Annotated in this window: 15 protein-coding genes; 6 read left to right on the plus strand and 9 right to left on the minus strand. The window is 39.8% G+C overall.

Annotated elements, in window-relative coordinates; all coding sequences use genetic code 11:
* Nucleotides 1–21: 21 nt before the first annotated feature.
* From AC0VYT_RS07790 to AC0VYT_RS07800, 3 genes are all read right to left on the minus strand, one after another.
* Complete coding sequence (locus AC0VYT_RS07790) at nucleotides 22–1284, minus strand: serine hydrolase domain-containing protein (RefSeq protein WP_005019961.1); 1263 nt, start codon at nucleotides 1282–1284, stop codon at nucleotides 22–24.
* 84 nt (nucleotides 1285–1368) lie between these two features.
* The gene (locus AC0VYT_RS07795) at nucleotides 1369–2223 is read right to left on the minus strand and encodes a MaoC family dehydratase (RefSeq protein WP_005019958.1); all 855 of its coding nucleotides are present in this window, start codon (nucleotides 2221–2223) and stop codon (nucleotides 1369–1371) included.
* 136 nt (nucleotides 2224–2359) lie between these two features.
* Nucleotides 2360–3751, minus strand: a complete 1392-nt coding sequence (locus AC0VYT_RS07800; protein WP_005019956.1) for a 3-oxoacyl-ACP reductase — start codon at nucleotides 3749–3751, stop codon at nucleotides 2360–2362.
* A 239-nt stretch (nucleotides 3752–3990) separates the two neighbouring features.
* Between AC0VYT_RS07800 and AC0VYT_RS07805 the strand changes: the two genes are divergently transcribed.
* The gene (locus tag AC0VYT_RS07805) at nucleotides 3991–5481 is read left to right on the plus strand and encodes an acetyl-CoA C-acetyltransferase (protein ID WP_005019953.1); all 1491 of its coding nucleotides are present in this window, start codon (nucleotides 3991–3993) and stop codon (nucleotides 5479–5481) included.
* A 228-nt stretch (nucleotides 5482–5709) separates the two neighbouring features.
* On the opposite strand, the gene aceI is transcribed toward AC0VYT_RS07805, so the two are convergent.
* Nucleotides 5710–6135 carry a chlorhexidine efflux PACE transporter AceI gene (aceI, locus tag AC0VYT_RS07810; RefSeq protein WP_005019951.1) on the minus strand — a complete coding sequence of 142 codons (426 nt, stop codon included), beginning with the start codon at nucleotides 6133–6135 and terminating at the stop codon, nucleotides 5710–5712.
* An 87-nt stretch (nucleotides 6136–6222) separates the two neighbouring features.
* Here aceI and aceR point away from each other — a divergent pair, with 87 nt between their 5' ends.
* From aceR to AC0VYT_RS07830, 4 genes are all read left to right on the plus strand, one after another.
* Entirely contained in the window at nucleotides 6223–7110 is an 888-nt protein-coding gene (gene aceR, locus AC0VYT_RS07815; RefSeq protein WP_005019947.1) for an HTH-type transcriptional regulator AceR, read from the plus strand.
* Between the two features lie 92 nt (nucleotides 7111–7202).
* The gene (gene tal, locus AC0VYT_RS07820) at nucleotides 7203–8192 is read left to right on the plus strand and encodes a transaldolase (RefSeq protein WP_005019946.1); all 990 of its coding nucleotides are present in this window, start codon (nucleotides 7203–7205) and stop codon (nucleotides 8190–8192) included.
* Between the two features lie 78 nt (nucleotides 8193–8270).
* Nucleotides 8271–8924 (plus strand): leucine efflux protein LeuE, encoded by a 654-nt coding sequence (gene leuE, locus AC0VYT_RS07825; protein ID WP_005026293.1) that lies wholly within the window; start codon nucleotides 8271–8273, stop codon nucleotides 8922–8924.
* Between the two features lie 131 nt (nucleotides 8925–9055).
* Nucleotides 9056–10237 (plus strand): benzoate/H(+) symporter BenE family transporter, encoded by a 1182-nt coding sequence (locus AC0VYT_RS07830; RefSeq protein ID WP_248130414.1) that lies wholly within the window; start codon nucleotides 9056–9058, stop codon nucleotides 10235–10237.
* 17 nt (nucleotides 10238–10254) lie between these two features.
* Here the strand turns inward: AC0VYT_RS07830 and AC0VYT_RS07835 are convergent, their stop codons facing one another.
* From AC0VYT_RS07835 to AC0VYT_RS07850, 4 genes are all read right to left on the minus strand, one after another.
* The gene (locus tag AC0VYT_RS07835; RefSeq protein WP_005019942.1) at nucleotides 10255–10599 is read right to left on the minus strand and encodes a DMT family transporter; all 345 of its coding nucleotides are present in this window, start codon (nucleotides 10597–10599) and stop codon (nucleotides 10255–10257) included.
* A gap of 24 nt (nucleotides 10600–10623) precedes the next feature.
* Nucleotides 10624–11067 (minus strand): RDD family protein, encoded by a 444-nt coding sequence (locus tag AC0VYT_RS07840; protein WP_005019940.1) that lies wholly within the window; start codon nucleotides 11065–11067, stop codon nucleotides 10624–10626.
* 638 nt (nucleotides 11068–11705) lie between these two features.
* Nucleotides 11706–12083, minus strand: coding sequence for a hypothetical protein (locus tag AC0VYT_RS07845; protein WP_005019939.1), 378 nt, complete (start codon nucleotides 12081–12083; stop codon nucleotides 11706–11708).
* Between the two features lie 277 nt (nucleotides 12084–12360).
* Entirely contained in the window at nucleotides 12361–12474 is a 114-nt protein-coding gene (locus AC0VYT_RS07850) for a hypothetical protein (protein WP_005405080.1), read from the minus strand.
* 304 nt (nucleotides 12475–12778) lie between these two features.
* Between AC0VYT_RS07850 and AC0VYT_RS07855 the strand changes: the two genes are divergently transcribed.
* Nucleotides 12779–13222, plus strand: a complete 444-nt coding sequence (locus tag AC0VYT_RS07855) for a universal stress protein (protein WP_005019936.1) — start codon at nucleotides 12779–12781, stop codon at nucleotides 13220–13222.
* Nucleotides 13223–13343: 121 nt separating this feature from the next.
* Here the strand turns inward: AC0VYT_RS07855 and pepN are convergent, their stop codons facing one another.
* Complete coding sequence (gene pepN / locus AC0VYT_RS07860) at nucleotides 13344–15950, minus strand: aminopeptidase N (RefSeq protein ID WP_005019935.1); 2607 nt, start codon at nucleotides 15948–15950, stop codon at nucleotides 13344–13346.
* Nucleotides 15951–16234 lie beyond the last annotated feature (284 nt).

The raw sequence follows: 16234 nt of genomic DNA on the forward strand, positions 1-16234 counted from the left end.
GTCCTTTTATATTATTTTAATTCAAGAGAACCATCCTTTCCTGCCAGTAAGTACTCCATCTGCACAGCGTAGAGCTTCTTGAGTGAGTACCCACAAACGGTAATCTCCAGTCATGGAACCCATCTGGAAATTATGAGTATAGGCAAAACTCAAATTACGCTCAGGATCACACCAGGCCGCTGAACTGTTATATCCCATGTGCCCAAAACCTTGTTGGGCGGCCTTACCCAGCGTAAAAATCCGATGATAGCCCAAACGCCAGTTCATGGGTACAGGCATAACCCGGTCGCGGGCAAAGCTCTGAATACTGCTGAGCTCCTGAAAAACTTCTGGTTTAATCAAGACTTTACCTTTCCACTGTCCATGATTAGCCAGCATGGCATAAATTTTTGCCAGACTATGCGCATTAAACACACCATTGGCTGCGGGAACCAAGGCCTGCAGGCCGGCCTCATTAAAGAAGCTAAAGTTTTTCATTCCTTTAGGAACCATAGCATCTTGGAAATCTTGAGGGTTCTGTCCACTCCAGTAAATCAGCTTTTCACTCAATGATGTTTTTCTTTTTGTTTTCTTTGATATTTGATTGTTATGTTCCTTTCGGGCTGGTTTAGAGGCAGCAAAAGGACGAGCTACACGCTCCAGTTCAGTCAAGGGAAGACCAAAATATGCACCATCTAACCCAAGTGGTTCTACCAGATATTGTTGCATTAACTGAGATAAAGTTTGACCGGTAACTTTCTCAAGTAGCCCGCCGACCAGCCAGCCAAAAGTTAAAGCCTGATAAGCAACGCCCTCTCCTGCTGAAAAACGTGGTTTAGCCTGCTCGAACACAGTTAACATATGCTGCCACTCAAGCATTTCTGCAGCGTCATTAACTAGGTTCCGAATATCATATAAACCGCTTTGATGAGACAATATATGTCGTAGCGTCAGCTTGTCTTTCCCTTGCTGTGCAAATTCAGGCCAGTATCGACCAATGGGTGTGTCATAGTCCAGAAAGCCTTCACTTACCAGAATATGAGCCAAAGTGGCCAATATGCCTTTTCCGGTTGAATAGCATACTGCCAGCGTATCGGCTTGCCAGTTTTCAGTTGCAGATTTTTTGCCAGTATAAATATCAACAACTTTTTTTCCTTTAAAATAAACTGCCAACCCAGCCCCTCCGCTATTTAAACGGCTGGACTGCAATCGGCTAAACAGCTTTGCTAAATCTCTGAATTCAGATTGACATTCACCCTGATAATGCTGGTGTCCATGAAGAATCCATTCTTGAATGGCTGACATATCATTACTCTTATTTTTAATCTAAATGTTTTAATTCAATACTTACTATAAAAAAGCCTGAGTTATGAAACTCAGGCTTAAAACTTACAACGCTTTAATACAACCCGCAACATGGGGTTTATGCGATTTGGCATTACAAATCAGGAATACTGTATCTTGGCCTTGCTCGGCAGAGAGAAGCTCTACCCGGGAAGGTAAATACATAGGTAATTTAAAATTCACATCGGCTTCATAAGCTTCTGGTAGTTCAAGACTTGCCAGTGCCCGAGCCTTACTCCACATACCATGTGCTATTGCCTGCTTGAAACCAAATGCCTTGGCTGTAACTGCATGAATATGGATCAGGTTGAAGTCTCCTGAGACTAGAGCATAGCGGCGTCCGGTATTTTCAGAAATATCCCATTTTTCTTTCAACTGATATTCGGGTTCCTGTTCAGCCTTTACCTTTTCAGCCGCTTTTACTGTACTTTTCTGGCGAACCAGATAGGTAGTCAGCCCTTCCATCACGACCTGATTACCAGCTTTAGCAGTAGTGATAAAGTCGAATTGTATACCTTTGTCATGGGGTTTAAGTTCACCAAACCTGCAAGACAACGTCAGCTCTTCACTGGTTTTGATGCTACGGGTTTGACGTACCATATTGCGAATATGTACCAGCCCCAAAATTGCAAACGGGAAAGCTTCCTGCGTCATCATATGCATTTGCAGACTTTGTGAAAGTACTGCCAGATAAATTGCAGGAACCTCTCCATTATTTTTAAAGCCGCACACTTCATTGTAGGCTTTCAGATGTTTCTGATCGATCTTAAGAGAGTCAACAACATATTCAACTTGTGGCAATACTTTCTCAGCTTTAGGCTTTTTAAAAATCAGTCCCTGAATAACTTTTGGATAAGCCAGATAAGGCTTAGGCAACTGGCTAAAATGACGTGTGTGCATACTCAACCTTCATTAATATCTTTTTTATAAATAAAATTCCCTCTCCCTTGCTCAGGAAGAGGGCCAGAGAGGTTTAAATCCACCTCTCCTTTTATACTGCTCTTCCCTTTAGTGGAAAAGAGTTTTTATGAAAAATTTACGCGCCTAACAGGCTTTGTCCACAGACACGCACAACGTTGCCATTTAGGCCTGTAGATGCAGTTGAGGCAAACCATGCTATCGTTTCAGCAACATCTACCGGTAAACCACCCTGACTCATAGAGTTCATGCGGCGTCCGGCTTCACGGATTGCAAATGGTATGGCTGCAGTCATTTGAGTTTCAATAAAACCCGGGGCAACTGCATTAATGGTAATCCCATTTTTCAGAAGTGGTGCGGTAAATTTAACCAGGCCGATTACGCCTGCTTTAGAGGCAGCATAGTTAGTTTGGCCCAAATTACCCGCAATACCTGATATGGAGGATACGCATACAATACGGCCATTGTTATTTAAGCCATCATTTTCCAGCAGATAGTCATTAATACGCTCTGCCGCAGACAGGTTGATATTTAGTACCATGTCCCAAAGTTCAGGCTTCATATTGGCCAGTGTCTTGTCACGGGTCACACCGGCATTATGCACAATAATATCCAGACCACCTTTTTCTGAGGAAGCTGCCTTAATTTTTTCACCTGCATCAGCTGCGGTAATATCCAGTGCCAAAACTGAACCACCAATACTTGCTGCAACCCGGTCAAGGTCAGCTTGCTGCTGTGGCACATCAAGACAAATCACATGAGCACCATCACGTGCCAGTACCTGTGCAATCGCCTCGCCAATACCACGGCTGGCACCAGTTACCAATGCCACTTTGCCATCTAAAGGTTTAGCCCAGTCAACATTTACCACTTCAGCTTTAGATACACGGATTATCTGACCAGATACATAAGCTGAACGAGGTGAAAGCAGAAAACGTAGAGTAGATTCAATATTTGCTTCAGCGCCTTCATCTACATATACAACTTGAGCGGTAATACCCTTTTTGAATTCTTTGCCAACTGACTTAACAAAGCCTTCTAATGCGCGCTGGGCAATTGCCTGTTTTACTGTTTTGGCATGCTCAGGTGTAATGCCTACTACAATCACTCTGCCAGAAGTCTGAATCTGGCGGGCAACCGGATTGAAAAATTTATACAGTTCATTTAACTGCTCAGAGTTCTGGATTCCGGAAGCATCAAATACCACTGCCTTAAACTTGGACTCTTTATCGCCAGCATTAAAAGCACTGAGGTTCAAGCCGGTCTGGGCTGCTGCCTGCTGTAGTTCAGCATTATTACCTGCATAGCTATTTGCATGGATATTGTTTAAAACCTGTGCAATTTCACCAGACAATGTGCTTGAGGGTGCTGCACCTAAAAGTACTGCTCCTTTAATAACAGGCGCAGCTGACTCAAAACGGTCCAGCTGGATTGGCGATGGTAAACCTAGATTCTTGATGACAAATTTACCAATTGGAGATTTTGCAAATACCTGGTATTGATCAGTCATGTTTATTATCTCTCATACAATTTAATTTGAATGAACCTGGAGTTCTGTTGACTTTAGAAGTAATCTCAAACAGTTATATTTCAAAGGGTCCACCGGATTCTAGCAAAATAATACTTGAGTTACTGTTTTGATGTCTTGACCTGAAAGCTCCATGCAATGTCATTGTAGTCAATTCAGGCTATTCTATAATATGTTAATGTAACACATCAGAATATCGTAAACGTGCTTGGAAAAGCCTTATGACTAAAACAACTCAAGAAAATCAGGCGGTCGAGAATTCTGCTCGGGAAAACGTGTCAAATACATCAAAAACAGCATCACGTACTGCTAAAAGTACGACCAAATCTCCCAAAGCAGTAAAATCCACTTCTAGCCGTAGCAAAAAAACTGTCTCTACTGCAGCTAAAGTTACTTCGTCTAATCCCTCTTCTGTTCAACAGGATCAAAACATGAGTCAAAACACAGTTCGCCGCGTTGCAATTATTGGTGGTAACCGTATTCCATTTGCACGTTCAAATGGTCCTTACTTTACTGCATCCAATACTGATATGTTAACCGCAGCATTAAATGGCCTTGTTGAGCGTTTTAATCTGCAGGGACAACGTATTGGTGAAGTTGTTGCTGGTGCTGTTCTGAAACATAGCCGTGACTTTAATATGACACGCGAATGTGTACTTAATACTCAACTTGCACCTGAAACACCTGCTTACGACATCCAGCAGGCATGTGGCACTGGTTTACAGGCTGCCTTTTTGGTTGCAAATAAAATTGCCCTAGGCCAGATTGATGTAGGTATTGCTGGTGGTGTGGATACCACTTCCGACGCGCCAATCGCTTTTGGGGATGGTTTACGTAAGGCCTTACTCGAACTCAATATTGCCAAAACTGCAAAAGACCGGCTAAAAGCCTTAACTAAAATTAATGTTAAAAACCTACTGGATGCGCCTAAAAATGGTGAACCACGTACCGGCTTGTCTATGGGTGAACATCAGGCGATTACTGCGCTCGAATGGGGAATTTCCCGTACTGCACAAGATGAACTGGCTGCATCAAGCCATCATAAGCTGGCTGCAGCCTATGAAGCAGGTTTTTTTGATGACCTGATTACTCCTTTTCTCGGTGTTGAACGTGACCAGAACCTTCGTCCGGATTCATCTGTCGAGAAACTGTCAAAACTGAAACCTGTTTTTGGTAAAGGTGAGACAGCTACTATGACCGCAGGCAATTCGACTCCCCTAACTGACGGTGCATCTGTTGTATTGCTGGCATCTGAAGAATGGGCAAAAGCTAACGGTCATGAAGTACTGGCTTATTTGACCTTTACTGAAACTGCTGCTGTCGATTTCGTTAACAAGAAAGAGGGACTGCTAATGGCACCTGCTTATGCAGTTCCACGTATGCTTGAACGTGCCGGTCTGAAACTTCAGGATTTTGATTATTATGAAATTCATGAAGCTTTTGCTTCCCAGGTACTTTCTACCTTAAAAGCATGGGAAGACCCAGCTTTCTGTAAAGAGCGTTTAGGACTGGAAGCGCCACTTGGGTCAATTGATCGCTCTAAATTGAATGTTAATGGTTCCTCACTGGCAGCAGGGCATCCATTTGCAGCGACTGGCGGCCGTATTTTGGCTACTGCTGCAAAACTGATTAATCAAAAAGGTTCTGGCCGGGTACTGATTTCAATCTGTGCAGCGGGTGGACAGGGTGTTACAGCAATTGTAGAAAAATAATTTCTGCTTTGTGAATGAATACAAGAAGGCCGCTTAATGATTAAGCGGCCTTCTTGTATTTTCTTGTCTTAAACTCATAATAGCTGGTTTTTTACCACCCTATTCTATCTAAGGCATTTAATCTGGCTTTTATATAATATCTACAATGATCTTTAATTTTAATTATCTCTAACTTTAAGATCAGAACATGATAAAAATTTGTTTAACACCGGCCTTCCTGTCCGAAACTTACCTATAATCTGGTGCATATCCCAGCCGCATTTCAATGCGGTCATAAAACCACTGGAAGATAAAAGTATATACCAATATACATAATGTCATACCAAGGTCCAGCAGAATAGCTTGGCCCAAGCCGATATTTAAAGCATAAGCCACCATTGGAATAGTCGCGAGCATTAGACCGCCTTCAAAACCAACTGCATGACAAATTCTCACCTTAATTGTTCTTTTAAGCTGATGCCTGTGTTCAAATTTTTCAAAAAAATGATTAAAAATCATATTCCAGATCACTGAAGTAATTGCCATGACCACACCAAGCGTACCTGACACTTCCATTGGTATTTCAAATAGGAAACTTAGTGCAATCGCAATGATAATTAATAAAATAATTTCATAACTCAGCGCATGGATCAGCCTGCGCTTGGACAATAACATGACTTCCACCTACAAATTTATTGATAAGTTTATTTTATGTGCATAATATTGACTAATCTAATTAGCTCCTTTCATTTTTTTTGATAGATGAATATAAATCAAGAACAGCTCACTATATTTAAAACAGTAATTGAAACAGGTTCTTTTTCAGCAGCAGCGCGCAAACTGGGAAAAGTCCCCTCGGCTGTAAGTATGTCAATTGCAAATCTGGAAATTGATTTAAATCTTCAACTCTTCAAACGTAATGGGCGTGAGCCTGTGCCTACCTCTCAGGCTTGGGTGCTCTATGAAAAAACTGAACAGCTACTGGTTGAGATTAATCAATGGAAACAGCATGCCTTTGCATTAAGCAATGGCCTTGAGTCCTCTTTAACCATTGTAGTGGTATCGGAGCTGCTTTATACCAATTGGACTGATTATGTCAGTATTGTTGAAAAACAGTTTCCAGAACTGCAAATTAATGTTATTTCCGCACCACAAGAAGATGCTTTGCAGATGCTGATTAATCGTAGTGCCCAGCTGGCGCTTATGTTTGAGCGTGAACAGCTTGATAGTCGGGAACAGTTTATTGAACTCAAGCGTGAAGTCATCGTACCCGTAGCTGCCTATACTCATCGCTTGGCTGCTTCTAAACAGATAACATTTGAGGATATTTTAAAAAGCAGACAAATTGTAGTCGCAAGTCGTGATCATCTGATTAAACCTGAACTGCTTTTTTCAAAACAATACTGGCGTACCGATAATCACTACTCAGCCTGTGCCATGATCAGCCGGAATTTGGGTTGGGGAATTTTGCCTCTAGAAATTTTTAATAAGAATGCACAGCTTGCCAAAGATTTAAAGATTCTGGAAATTGCCGATTTCACCCCAAAATTTGAATATTATGTCGATCTGGTCTGGAGCCGGGAAACTGAACTGGGTGCAGCTGCACGTTTTTTAATCCAGCATCTTCGAGAAAAGCGTTTAAATGTATAAGAAATATTGTGATTATTAATTTTCACTTTAGCCTGTCAGGCTTTGTGATATAACTGATTTCACAACTATTTTAATTTTAGACTTTGATAGCAATGACACATTCAGCGTTAAACCAATTAAAAAATTTGACTACCGTCGTGGCAGATACGGGCGACCTTGAAGCCATTCGCCAGTTTCGTCCTCTGGATGCTACCACCAATCCTTCGTTAATCACCGCAGCAGCAGCTCAGCCGGAAAACAGGACATTAATCCAATCTGCTTTTGAACAAGCAAAGCAGGAAAACTTTACTGAAGATGCCCTGATTGAACGTACGATTGATATTTTAACAGTTAAGTTGGGCGTTGAAATTTTAAAACTAGTAGAAGGTCGTGTATCTACGGAAGTTGATGCTTCTTTGTCATTTAGAACAGAAGCTACTGTTAAGAAGGCTCATGAACTGATTGAACTTTATCAGCAATATGGTATTGATAAAAAACGGGTACTGATCAAGATTGCCTCAACCTGGGAGGGTATACAGGCTGCCAGAATACTCGAAGCGGAAGGTATTCACTGTAATCTGACCTTGCTGTTTGGCCTGCATCAGGCCCAGGCATGTGCAGATGCCAAGGTTACTTTAATTTCACCATTTGTAGGTCGGATTCTGGACTGGTACAAAAAGTCTGAAGGTGTGGAAAGCTATCCAACTGGGCGTGACCCTGGCGTGCAGTCTGTGAAAAAAATCTATTACTATTACAAACAGCAAGGTATACAGACACAGGTAATGGGTGCCAGTTTCCGCAGTATCGACCAAGTGCTAGGTCTTGCTGGATGTGACCTGCTTACTATTGCCCCTTCATTACTGAGCCAGCTTGAAGAAGACGACCGTGAAATTCAGACAGCTCTAAGTATTGAACAAGCAAAACAGGCCGAACTGATTGAACGCCCGGCACAGACCCCAGAGAGCTTTGCCAGTGAACTGGACAAAGACCTTATGGCTTATCAGCTGCTTCTAGGCGGTATTGATGGCTTTATTAGTGCACGTCATCAGCTCAGCATCCAGTTACGCCAAATGTTTGGTATGGATGCTGAAATTAAGCCTTAAATCTTGTTTCTCTGCATTTTTACTGACCGCTTTTGGTTATAATAACCTCAAGCGGTTTTTTATTGCAGAGCATCGCCCGTGTTTGGTATTGCTGATCTGACCACCTATATTATTGGTACGGTCTTAATTATTCTTCTTCCCGGTCCTAACTCCTTATATGTTATGTCAATTGCTTCCCGTTACGGTATTAAAGCCGGCTATCAGGGCGCTTTTGGTGTATTTGTAGGGGATGTTATTCTTATGTTTTGCACTGTACTCGGCGCAGCTTCCTTACTTTTGGCTTTTCCGTGGGTGTTTACAGTGGTGAAAGTTTTGGGAGCCTCATATTTAACCTATCTGGGATTTAAACTCCTTAAAGCGAGTATCAGTACTTGGCGTAAAGCAGTTTATAACCGCCAGGTAGAAGCTGAGTTACAGACTATTTACCGTATTCGCCCTTTTCGAACAGCTTTGACCGTTAGCCTGCTCAATCCTAAAGCCATACTCTTTTTTCTTTCTTTTTTTGTTCAGTTTATTGACCCTGATTATCCTCATCCTGCGCTCAGTTTTATGACCCTCGCTATTATTTTACAGGTGACCAGCATGAGTTATCTTACCTTACTCATTTTCTCAGGTAGAAAACTTTCAGGCTTTTTTAGGCAGAGCCCGAAAATCAGTTCTGTCAGCGTGTTTCTGGTTGGTCTTTTATTCTTCAGTTTTGGAGTCAAGCTTGCTACTAGCAGCTTAACTTGAGCACTTTCTCATATAGAGAATAATTGTTGATTCTTATCATAAATAAACGTGAAAAATACTTTAAGCCCTTATCTGACGAGCGTATGATGTCTGCATTTTAAACGATTTAATATAAATATTAATAAGTCATGATGCAGAAACTTCTTGAGGACATTTCAATACCTGCCATTTTTGCAGGTTTCATTACTTTTCTGGTGGGCATTAGTGTTTCAGCAGTTCTGGTTATACAGGCTGCTCAGATTTTAGGTGCAACTTCAGAACAGATCAGTTCATGGTTCTGGGCGTTAGGTCTGGGAATTGGTATATCCGGTCTTTTCCTTTCATGGAAGTTTAAATATCCGGTAGCAACCTCTTGGTCAACTGCAGGTCTGGCACTGATCATTGCAACAGGTAGCGGATATACCCTTTACGAGGCAATTGGTGCCTTTTTCGTATGCGGTCTACTCACTGCAATCTTGGGTTTTTCAGGCGTATTCAAAAAAACCTTGTCTTATATTCCTCAAAGTCTGACCAGTGCTATGCTGGCTGGAATATTACTCAAATTTGGTATTGCACTTTTTGCCAGTCTGCAAACTAACTGGGGGTTTATTCTTTCTATTCTCGCGATTTATATACTCAGTAAGCGCATATGGCCACGCTATAGTATTGTGCTCACTGTAATCGGTGGTATAGCAGTCTGTCCTCTATTTATGGAGTTTCATACCCCGGTCGTACAATGGTCGTTAGCTCAACCCGTATGGATGGCCCCTGAGTTTAGCTGGTCAGCGATTTTAGGACTGGCCTTTCCTCTTTTTGTTATCAACATGGCTTCGCAATATCTGCCAGGTATTGCCATGATACAGAGCTATGGATATAAACCGCATATTAATCAGCTGATTGGCTGGACAGGAGTGTCACAAACACTACTCGCTCCTTTTGGTTGTTATAGTGTAAATATTGCAGCAATCAGTGCAGCAATCAGTCTGGATGATCAGGTTCATCCTGATCCTGCAAAACGCTATATTGCCGGTATGAGCTGTGGATTTTTTTACATTCTGGTAGGACTTTTTGCAGCCACACTGACTAGTTTACTGATGTCATTTCCACAGGTATTTATTACTGCGCTTGCCGGTATAGCCCTGTTTGGTACTATTGGTCACAACATTGCTTTAGCTTTTCATGACATAGAGGAACGAGAAGCAGCCCTGATGACCTTTTTATTTAGTGCATCAGGTGTACAGTTTTTAGGTATCGGCTCGGCATTTTGGGGTCTGATTTTTGGTATAATTGTTATGTTGGTCTTTAAATTTAAAACCAAAATAAAAGCTATTTAAGCTCGGTACACAGCAGACTAATGACCAACACTTGAAGAAAAAAGATTAATTACCAGTACACCGCCAATAATCATACTAATACCAATGATTGCGGCGGAGTCTAAAAACTGCTTGAAAAAGAATATGCCAATAAATGCAGTCAATACAATACCGACACCACCCCATATGGCATAAGCAATACCGATAGGGATAACTTTAGTGACTTGAGATAACAGATAAAAGGATAAAATATAAAATAATGCCACAGCAAAAGTCGGGCCTAATTTGGTAAAACCCTCAGATTTAACTAAAAATGTAGTACCAATGACTTCAGAGATTATGGCTATAGCTAGCAATAAATAAGAAAGAAATACTGGATTCACCCATATTTACTCATTAAAAATATCTTAGATTTCACGCACTACCACACTTTTGGCCATTTTATCATGCCATCCCTGCTTTTTAGGATCAAAAGCTATCCAGATCAGACCAATAAGAAAAACCAGAGTAGCCGGTATATAACCAATATAGCGTAATATACTTTGTCCTAAAGTGAGTTTATTTCCCGTTTCTTCATCTAGAACCTTTAAGCGCATTAACATTTTGCCAGGCGTAGCCGCAGCAAATAGCCAGAACAGTACACTATAGAATATAGGAAAAATATAATTCATGAGTATGTCAAAATATAAGTTTTGTGGCTGATCACTTAACCCGGTAGCAAAGATCAAATCAAAATCCCCTGCATAGAAAATCCATGCGGCTGGAATAATGGCTAAAAACATAATTAGAGCATCTATAATAGTGGCACCAAATCTGACCCAAAAACCGGCATACTCATATTTATAAGACATTTAGGCATTCTCCTTATATTTCAAATTTATAAGAATATAAATAATAAGTTTTATCCTAAAGGATAAATGCCCTTTTTCAAAGAATTGCAGAATATAACAATTAATTTTGTTATGAGGTTGCTATAAAAAAAGCATCCGAAGATGCTTTTTTCTCTAAAATACTGCTAATTAAACATCTGACCAAACGCATATATAACGATCATAAGCAGAAAGGCAGATGAAGAAGTTAATAATAATTCTAAAGCGTCCATAGTCCACCTTTTTCTTTGAAGTGGTATATTTTTTATACAGCACTACTTTCTTATAATCAATAACAAAAAGTGACAATATATTTCAATTATCTTATAAAAATTCTTATATTTGCTTATTTACCACCTTAATTTTTTCATAATTTTTATAAATATCTCTATTTCTTAAACTTAATCTAAAAAAATATTTAAATTACTCTTTATTAATTCTTACTGTTATATTGTAAATATATATGTCTATCTAAAAAATAAATTACTTTTTATTTTAAAAAATTTATTCTGCTGTTATTAAAGATAATATCTCCTTTATTAAGAGCATTAAAATATTACTCAAGTTATTCTAAATTTTCTTTTTACTCCTTTGATAAAAAATTTTTCTTTGCTCTGATTTTATTTTCCTTTATTACTTGGGGAGAAATGATTAAGGATTGCCTCTGCATGATCATACTTTCTCTTGGATTTCAGATTTTGATCTAAAGGACTGGATTTAATCACTTCGATTAATTTCGCTAGCCATATTACAAACTCTTGGCTATCTAAACGGTCAGGAATACAGCTAAAATCAGTTTTTCCCAAGCTATTAGATGATATAAGTTCCATTTTGCTCAGGTCTTCATAACTTATTGGTAATTTAATAAATAACTTTTTGTCTTTTTCTAGTAGTTTCAATAAAAGTGCATTCAGATCCCCCAATGGATCAAAAGAGAATCCTTTTTCTTTACTTACACTTAAATAGATATTTTTAGCTATACGCAAGTTACGGCTCATAGTAGTCCCTTTTATTTCAGAACATGAAATAAAGGTACTATGTTTAAAGGTAATAAAAAATTTAGGTTTAACGTATTGAATGCTATGAAGTGTACCTAGCGTAACCACATGGTTCTAAAAATCCATTAAAGCAATTCTTGTTTGATGCTATTGAAAGTTTAAGTGAAGAGTATAGCGTTTATGTATTCTAAATATATTGTGTAATTTAATTAATAACTAAAAGATAGACAACCTTGTTTTGTACCAAAGATTAACTATCTTTTCAGCCAATTTATAGTCAAGAAGGATGTATGAAATAAAAATTGACCACCAATATTATGAGTAAAATAATTGCAGCTACGAGATAGGTATTGATTGTATTGAAACTCTTGATAAACTTTAAAATATTCATAATTTTTTAATTTTACATACACTTATTTGTAACCAATATTTTAACAAATGGTAAAATAATGTATCAAGCTTTTATAATTTTTAGGTGAGAGTATGGCTATTTTTTAGCCTCAAAGATATGAAAATACAATCTTTAAAATTAAAGAACCTTAAAAATTAAAGTGTATATTTTTTATCACAGAGTAGTGAATTAACTTTTTCCAAATTAAGTAGTTATAATTTCCTAATATTCTTGTTGTCAGCGATTTAATATAATAAACAAAACGATAAGCCAAACTTTTCACTTTATAAAAGGACATAATATTATGATATATCAAAATATTTTAGCACCTATTGATGGTTCTTCAGTCTCTATGGCAGCAGTAAAGCATGCGATTACACTTGCTAAAACATTTCAATGTCAGCTTTCAATTATCAGTATTGTTGCGGTTGACCCTTTCAAAGGAATTGATTTTTATAGTGCCTTACCTAATTTAAAAGATTACTATCTGGCCGCTAAGGCCGAGGCAGAAAAGCTACTAGATGAAGTAAATCAATTATGTATTGAACAGAATGTAAAGGCCGACACGCGTGTTGTTATGGGTGAAATACCGTCAGTTGGCATACTTAAAATAGCCGCAGAAGTAAAAGCTGATCTGATTGTAATGGGTTCTCATGGACATAAGGGACTACAAAAATATATACTCGGCAGTGTAGCGCAAGAAGTTCTCACCAATACTGAAACGCAAGTGATGATTGTTAAACAGTAATATCTTAAATTATAATAATTTTCTCCAAAATCTTGCTAAGGCTATATTATTTATATTTACTATAAAATGATGCTCCGACAGTGCAACACATCCGGAGCATCATAATTACACATAATCCACTTTATATATTAAGCATGCTGCTTAAAGTTTCAGATACGTTTTTAGATTTAACCCGTTCCTTAAGCTGCTGTAAAGTAGCCTGAACCTGAGTACGTTGAGGCTCTGCCAGTGTATACCACCGCGACAACGACTGGAGCAGACGAGAGCCTACAATCGGATTTTTCTCATCTAAATAAGCTGCGAGGTCTACTAGATAATCTACACCAAAACTCCAGGTATTGACCGGATTTGCATTTAGACCGCCGCTGACCGAACGGATCCGGTTAGGTGTACCTAAGTCATAATCTGCATGGGAAGTCAAATAACGTAAAGTCTCTTCAGTGGCTTTTGGATGAGCTGCCTGCACCATAAACCATTGATCCAAAGACAAGGCTTCATCTTTAAATCGATTATAGTAATCCTGAAGTATTTCCTGTGCCTGCGGTGCATCATGCCAGACCAGCACACGTAAAGCGCCCAGACGCTCAGACATATTATGCGTATTCTGATACTGCTCACCTGCCCATGCAAATGCCAGCTCGTCACCTTGGCGAGCCATCATCATCAACATGATATTTTTTAGTGCACGCTCTCCCATAGCCTGAGAAAAGTCCTGCTGTAAATCAGGATTAAGTGCCTGATATGTCTCTTGCCAGAATGGACCCAGCTCACGGGCCAGTTCATTCAGTAAGGCTTCACGGCGCTCCTGAATAATGACCGGATTATAATCATGATCTATACGGCTACCCAGATAGTTTTCACTCGGCACATCGAGCAGTCGTGAAGCAAGTAACGGATTTTTCTGTACCATATCTGGCAGAGTATGGCGAATAGCTTCAATATAGATATCGACCTGATGATTATCCAGCAAAATACGCTCAAGCAGGGTCTGGGTAGCTTGCCACTGGTTAAAGCCGTTAGTTTCATGCTGAATCAGAAAAGCCAGATCAGCATCGGAATAATCAAATTTCAGATTTACTGGCGCAGAGAAATTTCGCAGCAATGAGACAACCGGTTTTTCAGGAATATGGCTAATCTCAATCGAAGCTGTATCCTGATCAAACAGATACACCCCATCTTTTACCTGATCTACAAATAGATCCGGAGATTGCAGTGTGTACTGCTCCCCTGTTTTCTGGTTAAAAAGCGCCAACGCGACTGGAATTGGAACTGATTTCAGGTTCGGATATTTTACGTTCGGCTTTATACTTTGCTTAAAGGTTAAACGGTAGGTTTGGGTTATACTGTTATATTCACCCTGCACCTCAAGTGTTGGTGTGCCGGGCTGGTTATACCACGTCAAAAATGCAGACAGATCTACACCTGAACCGGCAGTTAGCGCTGCAATCCAGTCTTCCACAGTAACAGCCTGACCATCATGACGTTTAAAGTACTCATCTGTTCCCAGACGGAATTTTTCCTTACCCAGCAAGGTTGCCATCATACGGTTAATTTCTGCCCCCTTTTCATATACGGTGGCAGTATAAAAATTATTAATTTCCACAAAATGGTCTGGACGTGGTGGATGTGACAATGGGCCCGCATCTTCAGGAAACTGATGCGATTTCAGTACAGCCACGTCATCAATACGCTGTACCGCAGCAGACTGTAAATCTTCAGAGAAAGACTGGTCACGAAATACAGTCAAACCTTCTTTCAAACAGAGCTGGAACCAGTCACGACAGGTAATTCGGTTACCTGTCCAGTTGTGGAAATATTCATGGGCAATCACAGATTGCACCCGCATAATTGCAGCATCTGTGGTGTACTCTTCATCGGCCAGTACACAGGAAGTATTGAAAATATTCAAACCTTTATTTTCCATAGCCCCCATATTGAACTGGCTGACCGCCACAATCATATAGTTATCGAGATCATAGGCACGGCCGTAATGCTCTTCATCCCAGCGCATAGAATGCTTCAATGCTTCCATCGCAATATGGCACTTTGGAATATCTTTCTCTATAGCATAAATCTCAAGTGCAACATCTCGTCCTTCCGAGGTCACATAACGGTCTTTCAGAACTGCCAGATCACCAATTACGCAGGCAAATAAATAACTTGGTTTCTTAGTCGGGTCCTCCCAGATCGCGTAATGACGCTCTTCACCTGCTTCTCCGGTTTCAAGCAGGTTGCCATTAGCCAGTAGAACCGGATACTTTTTATCGGCTTCAACCCGTGTAGTAAAGACAGATAAAACATCTGGGCGGTCGGGATAATAAGTAATCTTGCGAAAACCTTCTGGTTCATTCTGGGTTACAAAGAGGTTGCCGGCTTTATAAAGACCCTCAAGCTGAGTATTACTTTCCGGATGAATAATTACACTGATCTGCAATGTAACCGTATCTGGTGCGTTTGAAATAGTCAGCTGTTCAGTGTCTTGGTGATAGTCATCTGCTGAAAGCAGTTGGTCATTCATTTGAATCGATTTTAATTCCAGATCACGGCCTAAAAGTATCAGGTCACCTGCCGTTTGGCGTTGCATCACAAGAATTGAGTCAACCTGCGTATAATCATCATAGACCTGAATATCCAGCTGAACACTTTCAACCAGAAAAGCAGGCTTTTGATAATCTTTCAGATAGACCGTCTGGGTATCCTGAACAGGAGGTTGTGCTGCAATATTCATAGCTATTCCTTTTTTGACCGTATATCGGATCAGATCATTTTTATCAATACTTTTATCATACGCTGAACTTTAAACGTATAGATACTCTATTCAACTTATGTAAGGCATGATTCAAGCTTTTCAATTCCTGAATGTCCAGTATTTGAGTAAATGAATATATAACTGATATCGTATTTATAGAAATATCTTTCAACCTTTGAATTAAAAGACCTGAAAGAATATCTCTACAAGTTTAGGCACCTTTTTCAGACAGGCTTGATATAATCCGTGCGAGCATCAGGCGA

The organism is Acinetobacter sp. QJM3NY_42 (assembly GCF_056173745.1).

Excerpts from the sequence above, each read along its gene's own strand:
- AC0VYT_RS07840 (WP_005019940.1), bottom strand. The coding sequence starts at position 11,067 with ATGTCTTATAAATATGAGTATGCCGGTTTTTGGGTCAGATTTGGTGCC.
- AC0VYT_RS07805 (WP_005019953.1), top strand. The coding sequence starts at position 3,991 with ATGACTAAAACAACTCAAGAAAATCAGGCGGTCGAGAATTCTGCTCGG.
- pepN (WP_005019935.1), bottom strand. The coding sequence starts at position 15,950 with ATGAATATTGCAGCACAACCTCCTGTTCAGGATACCCAGACGGTCTAT.
- AC0VYT_RS07845 (WP_005019939.1), bottom strand. The coding sequence starts at position 12,083 with ATGAGCCGTAACTTGCGTATAGCTAAAAATATCTATTTAAGTGTAAGT.
- AC0VYT_RS07830 (WP_248130414.1), top strand. The coding sequence starts at position 9,056 with ATGCAGAAACTTCTTGAGGACATTTCAATACCTGCCATTTTTGCAGGT.
- AC0VYT_RS07855 (WP_005019936.1), top strand. The coding sequence starts at position 12,779 with ATGATATATCAAAATATTTTAGCACCTATTGATGGTTCTTCAGTCTCT.
- aceI (WP_005019951.1), bottom strand. The coding sequence starts at position 6,135 with ATGTTATTGTCCAAGCGCAGGCTGATCCATGCGCTGAGTTATGAAATT.
- AC0VYT_RS07790 (WP_005019961.1), bottom strand. The coding sequence starts at position 1,284 with ATGTCAGCCATTCAAGAATGGATTCTTCATGGACACCAGCATTATCAG.
- tal (WP_005019946.1), top strand. The coding sequence starts at position 7,203 with ATGACACATTCAGCGTTAAACCAATTAAAAAATTTGACTACCGTCGTG.
- AC0VYT_RS07850 (WP_005405080.1), bottom strand. The coding sequence starts at position 12,474 with ATGAATATTTTAAAGTTTATCAAGAGTTTCAATACAATCAATACCTAT.
- AC0VYT_RS07800 (WP_005019956.1), bottom strand. The coding sequence starts at position 3,751 with ATGACTGATCAATACCAGGTATTTGCAAAATCTCCAATTGGTAAATTT.
- aceR (WP_005019947.1), top strand. The coding sequence starts at position 6,223 with ATGAATATAAATCAAGAACAGCTCACTATATTTAAAACAGTAATTGAA.
- AC0VYT_RS07795 (WP_005019958.1), bottom strand. The coding sequence starts at position 2,223 with ATGCACACACGTCATTTTAGCCAGTTGCCTAAGCCTTATCTGGCTTAT.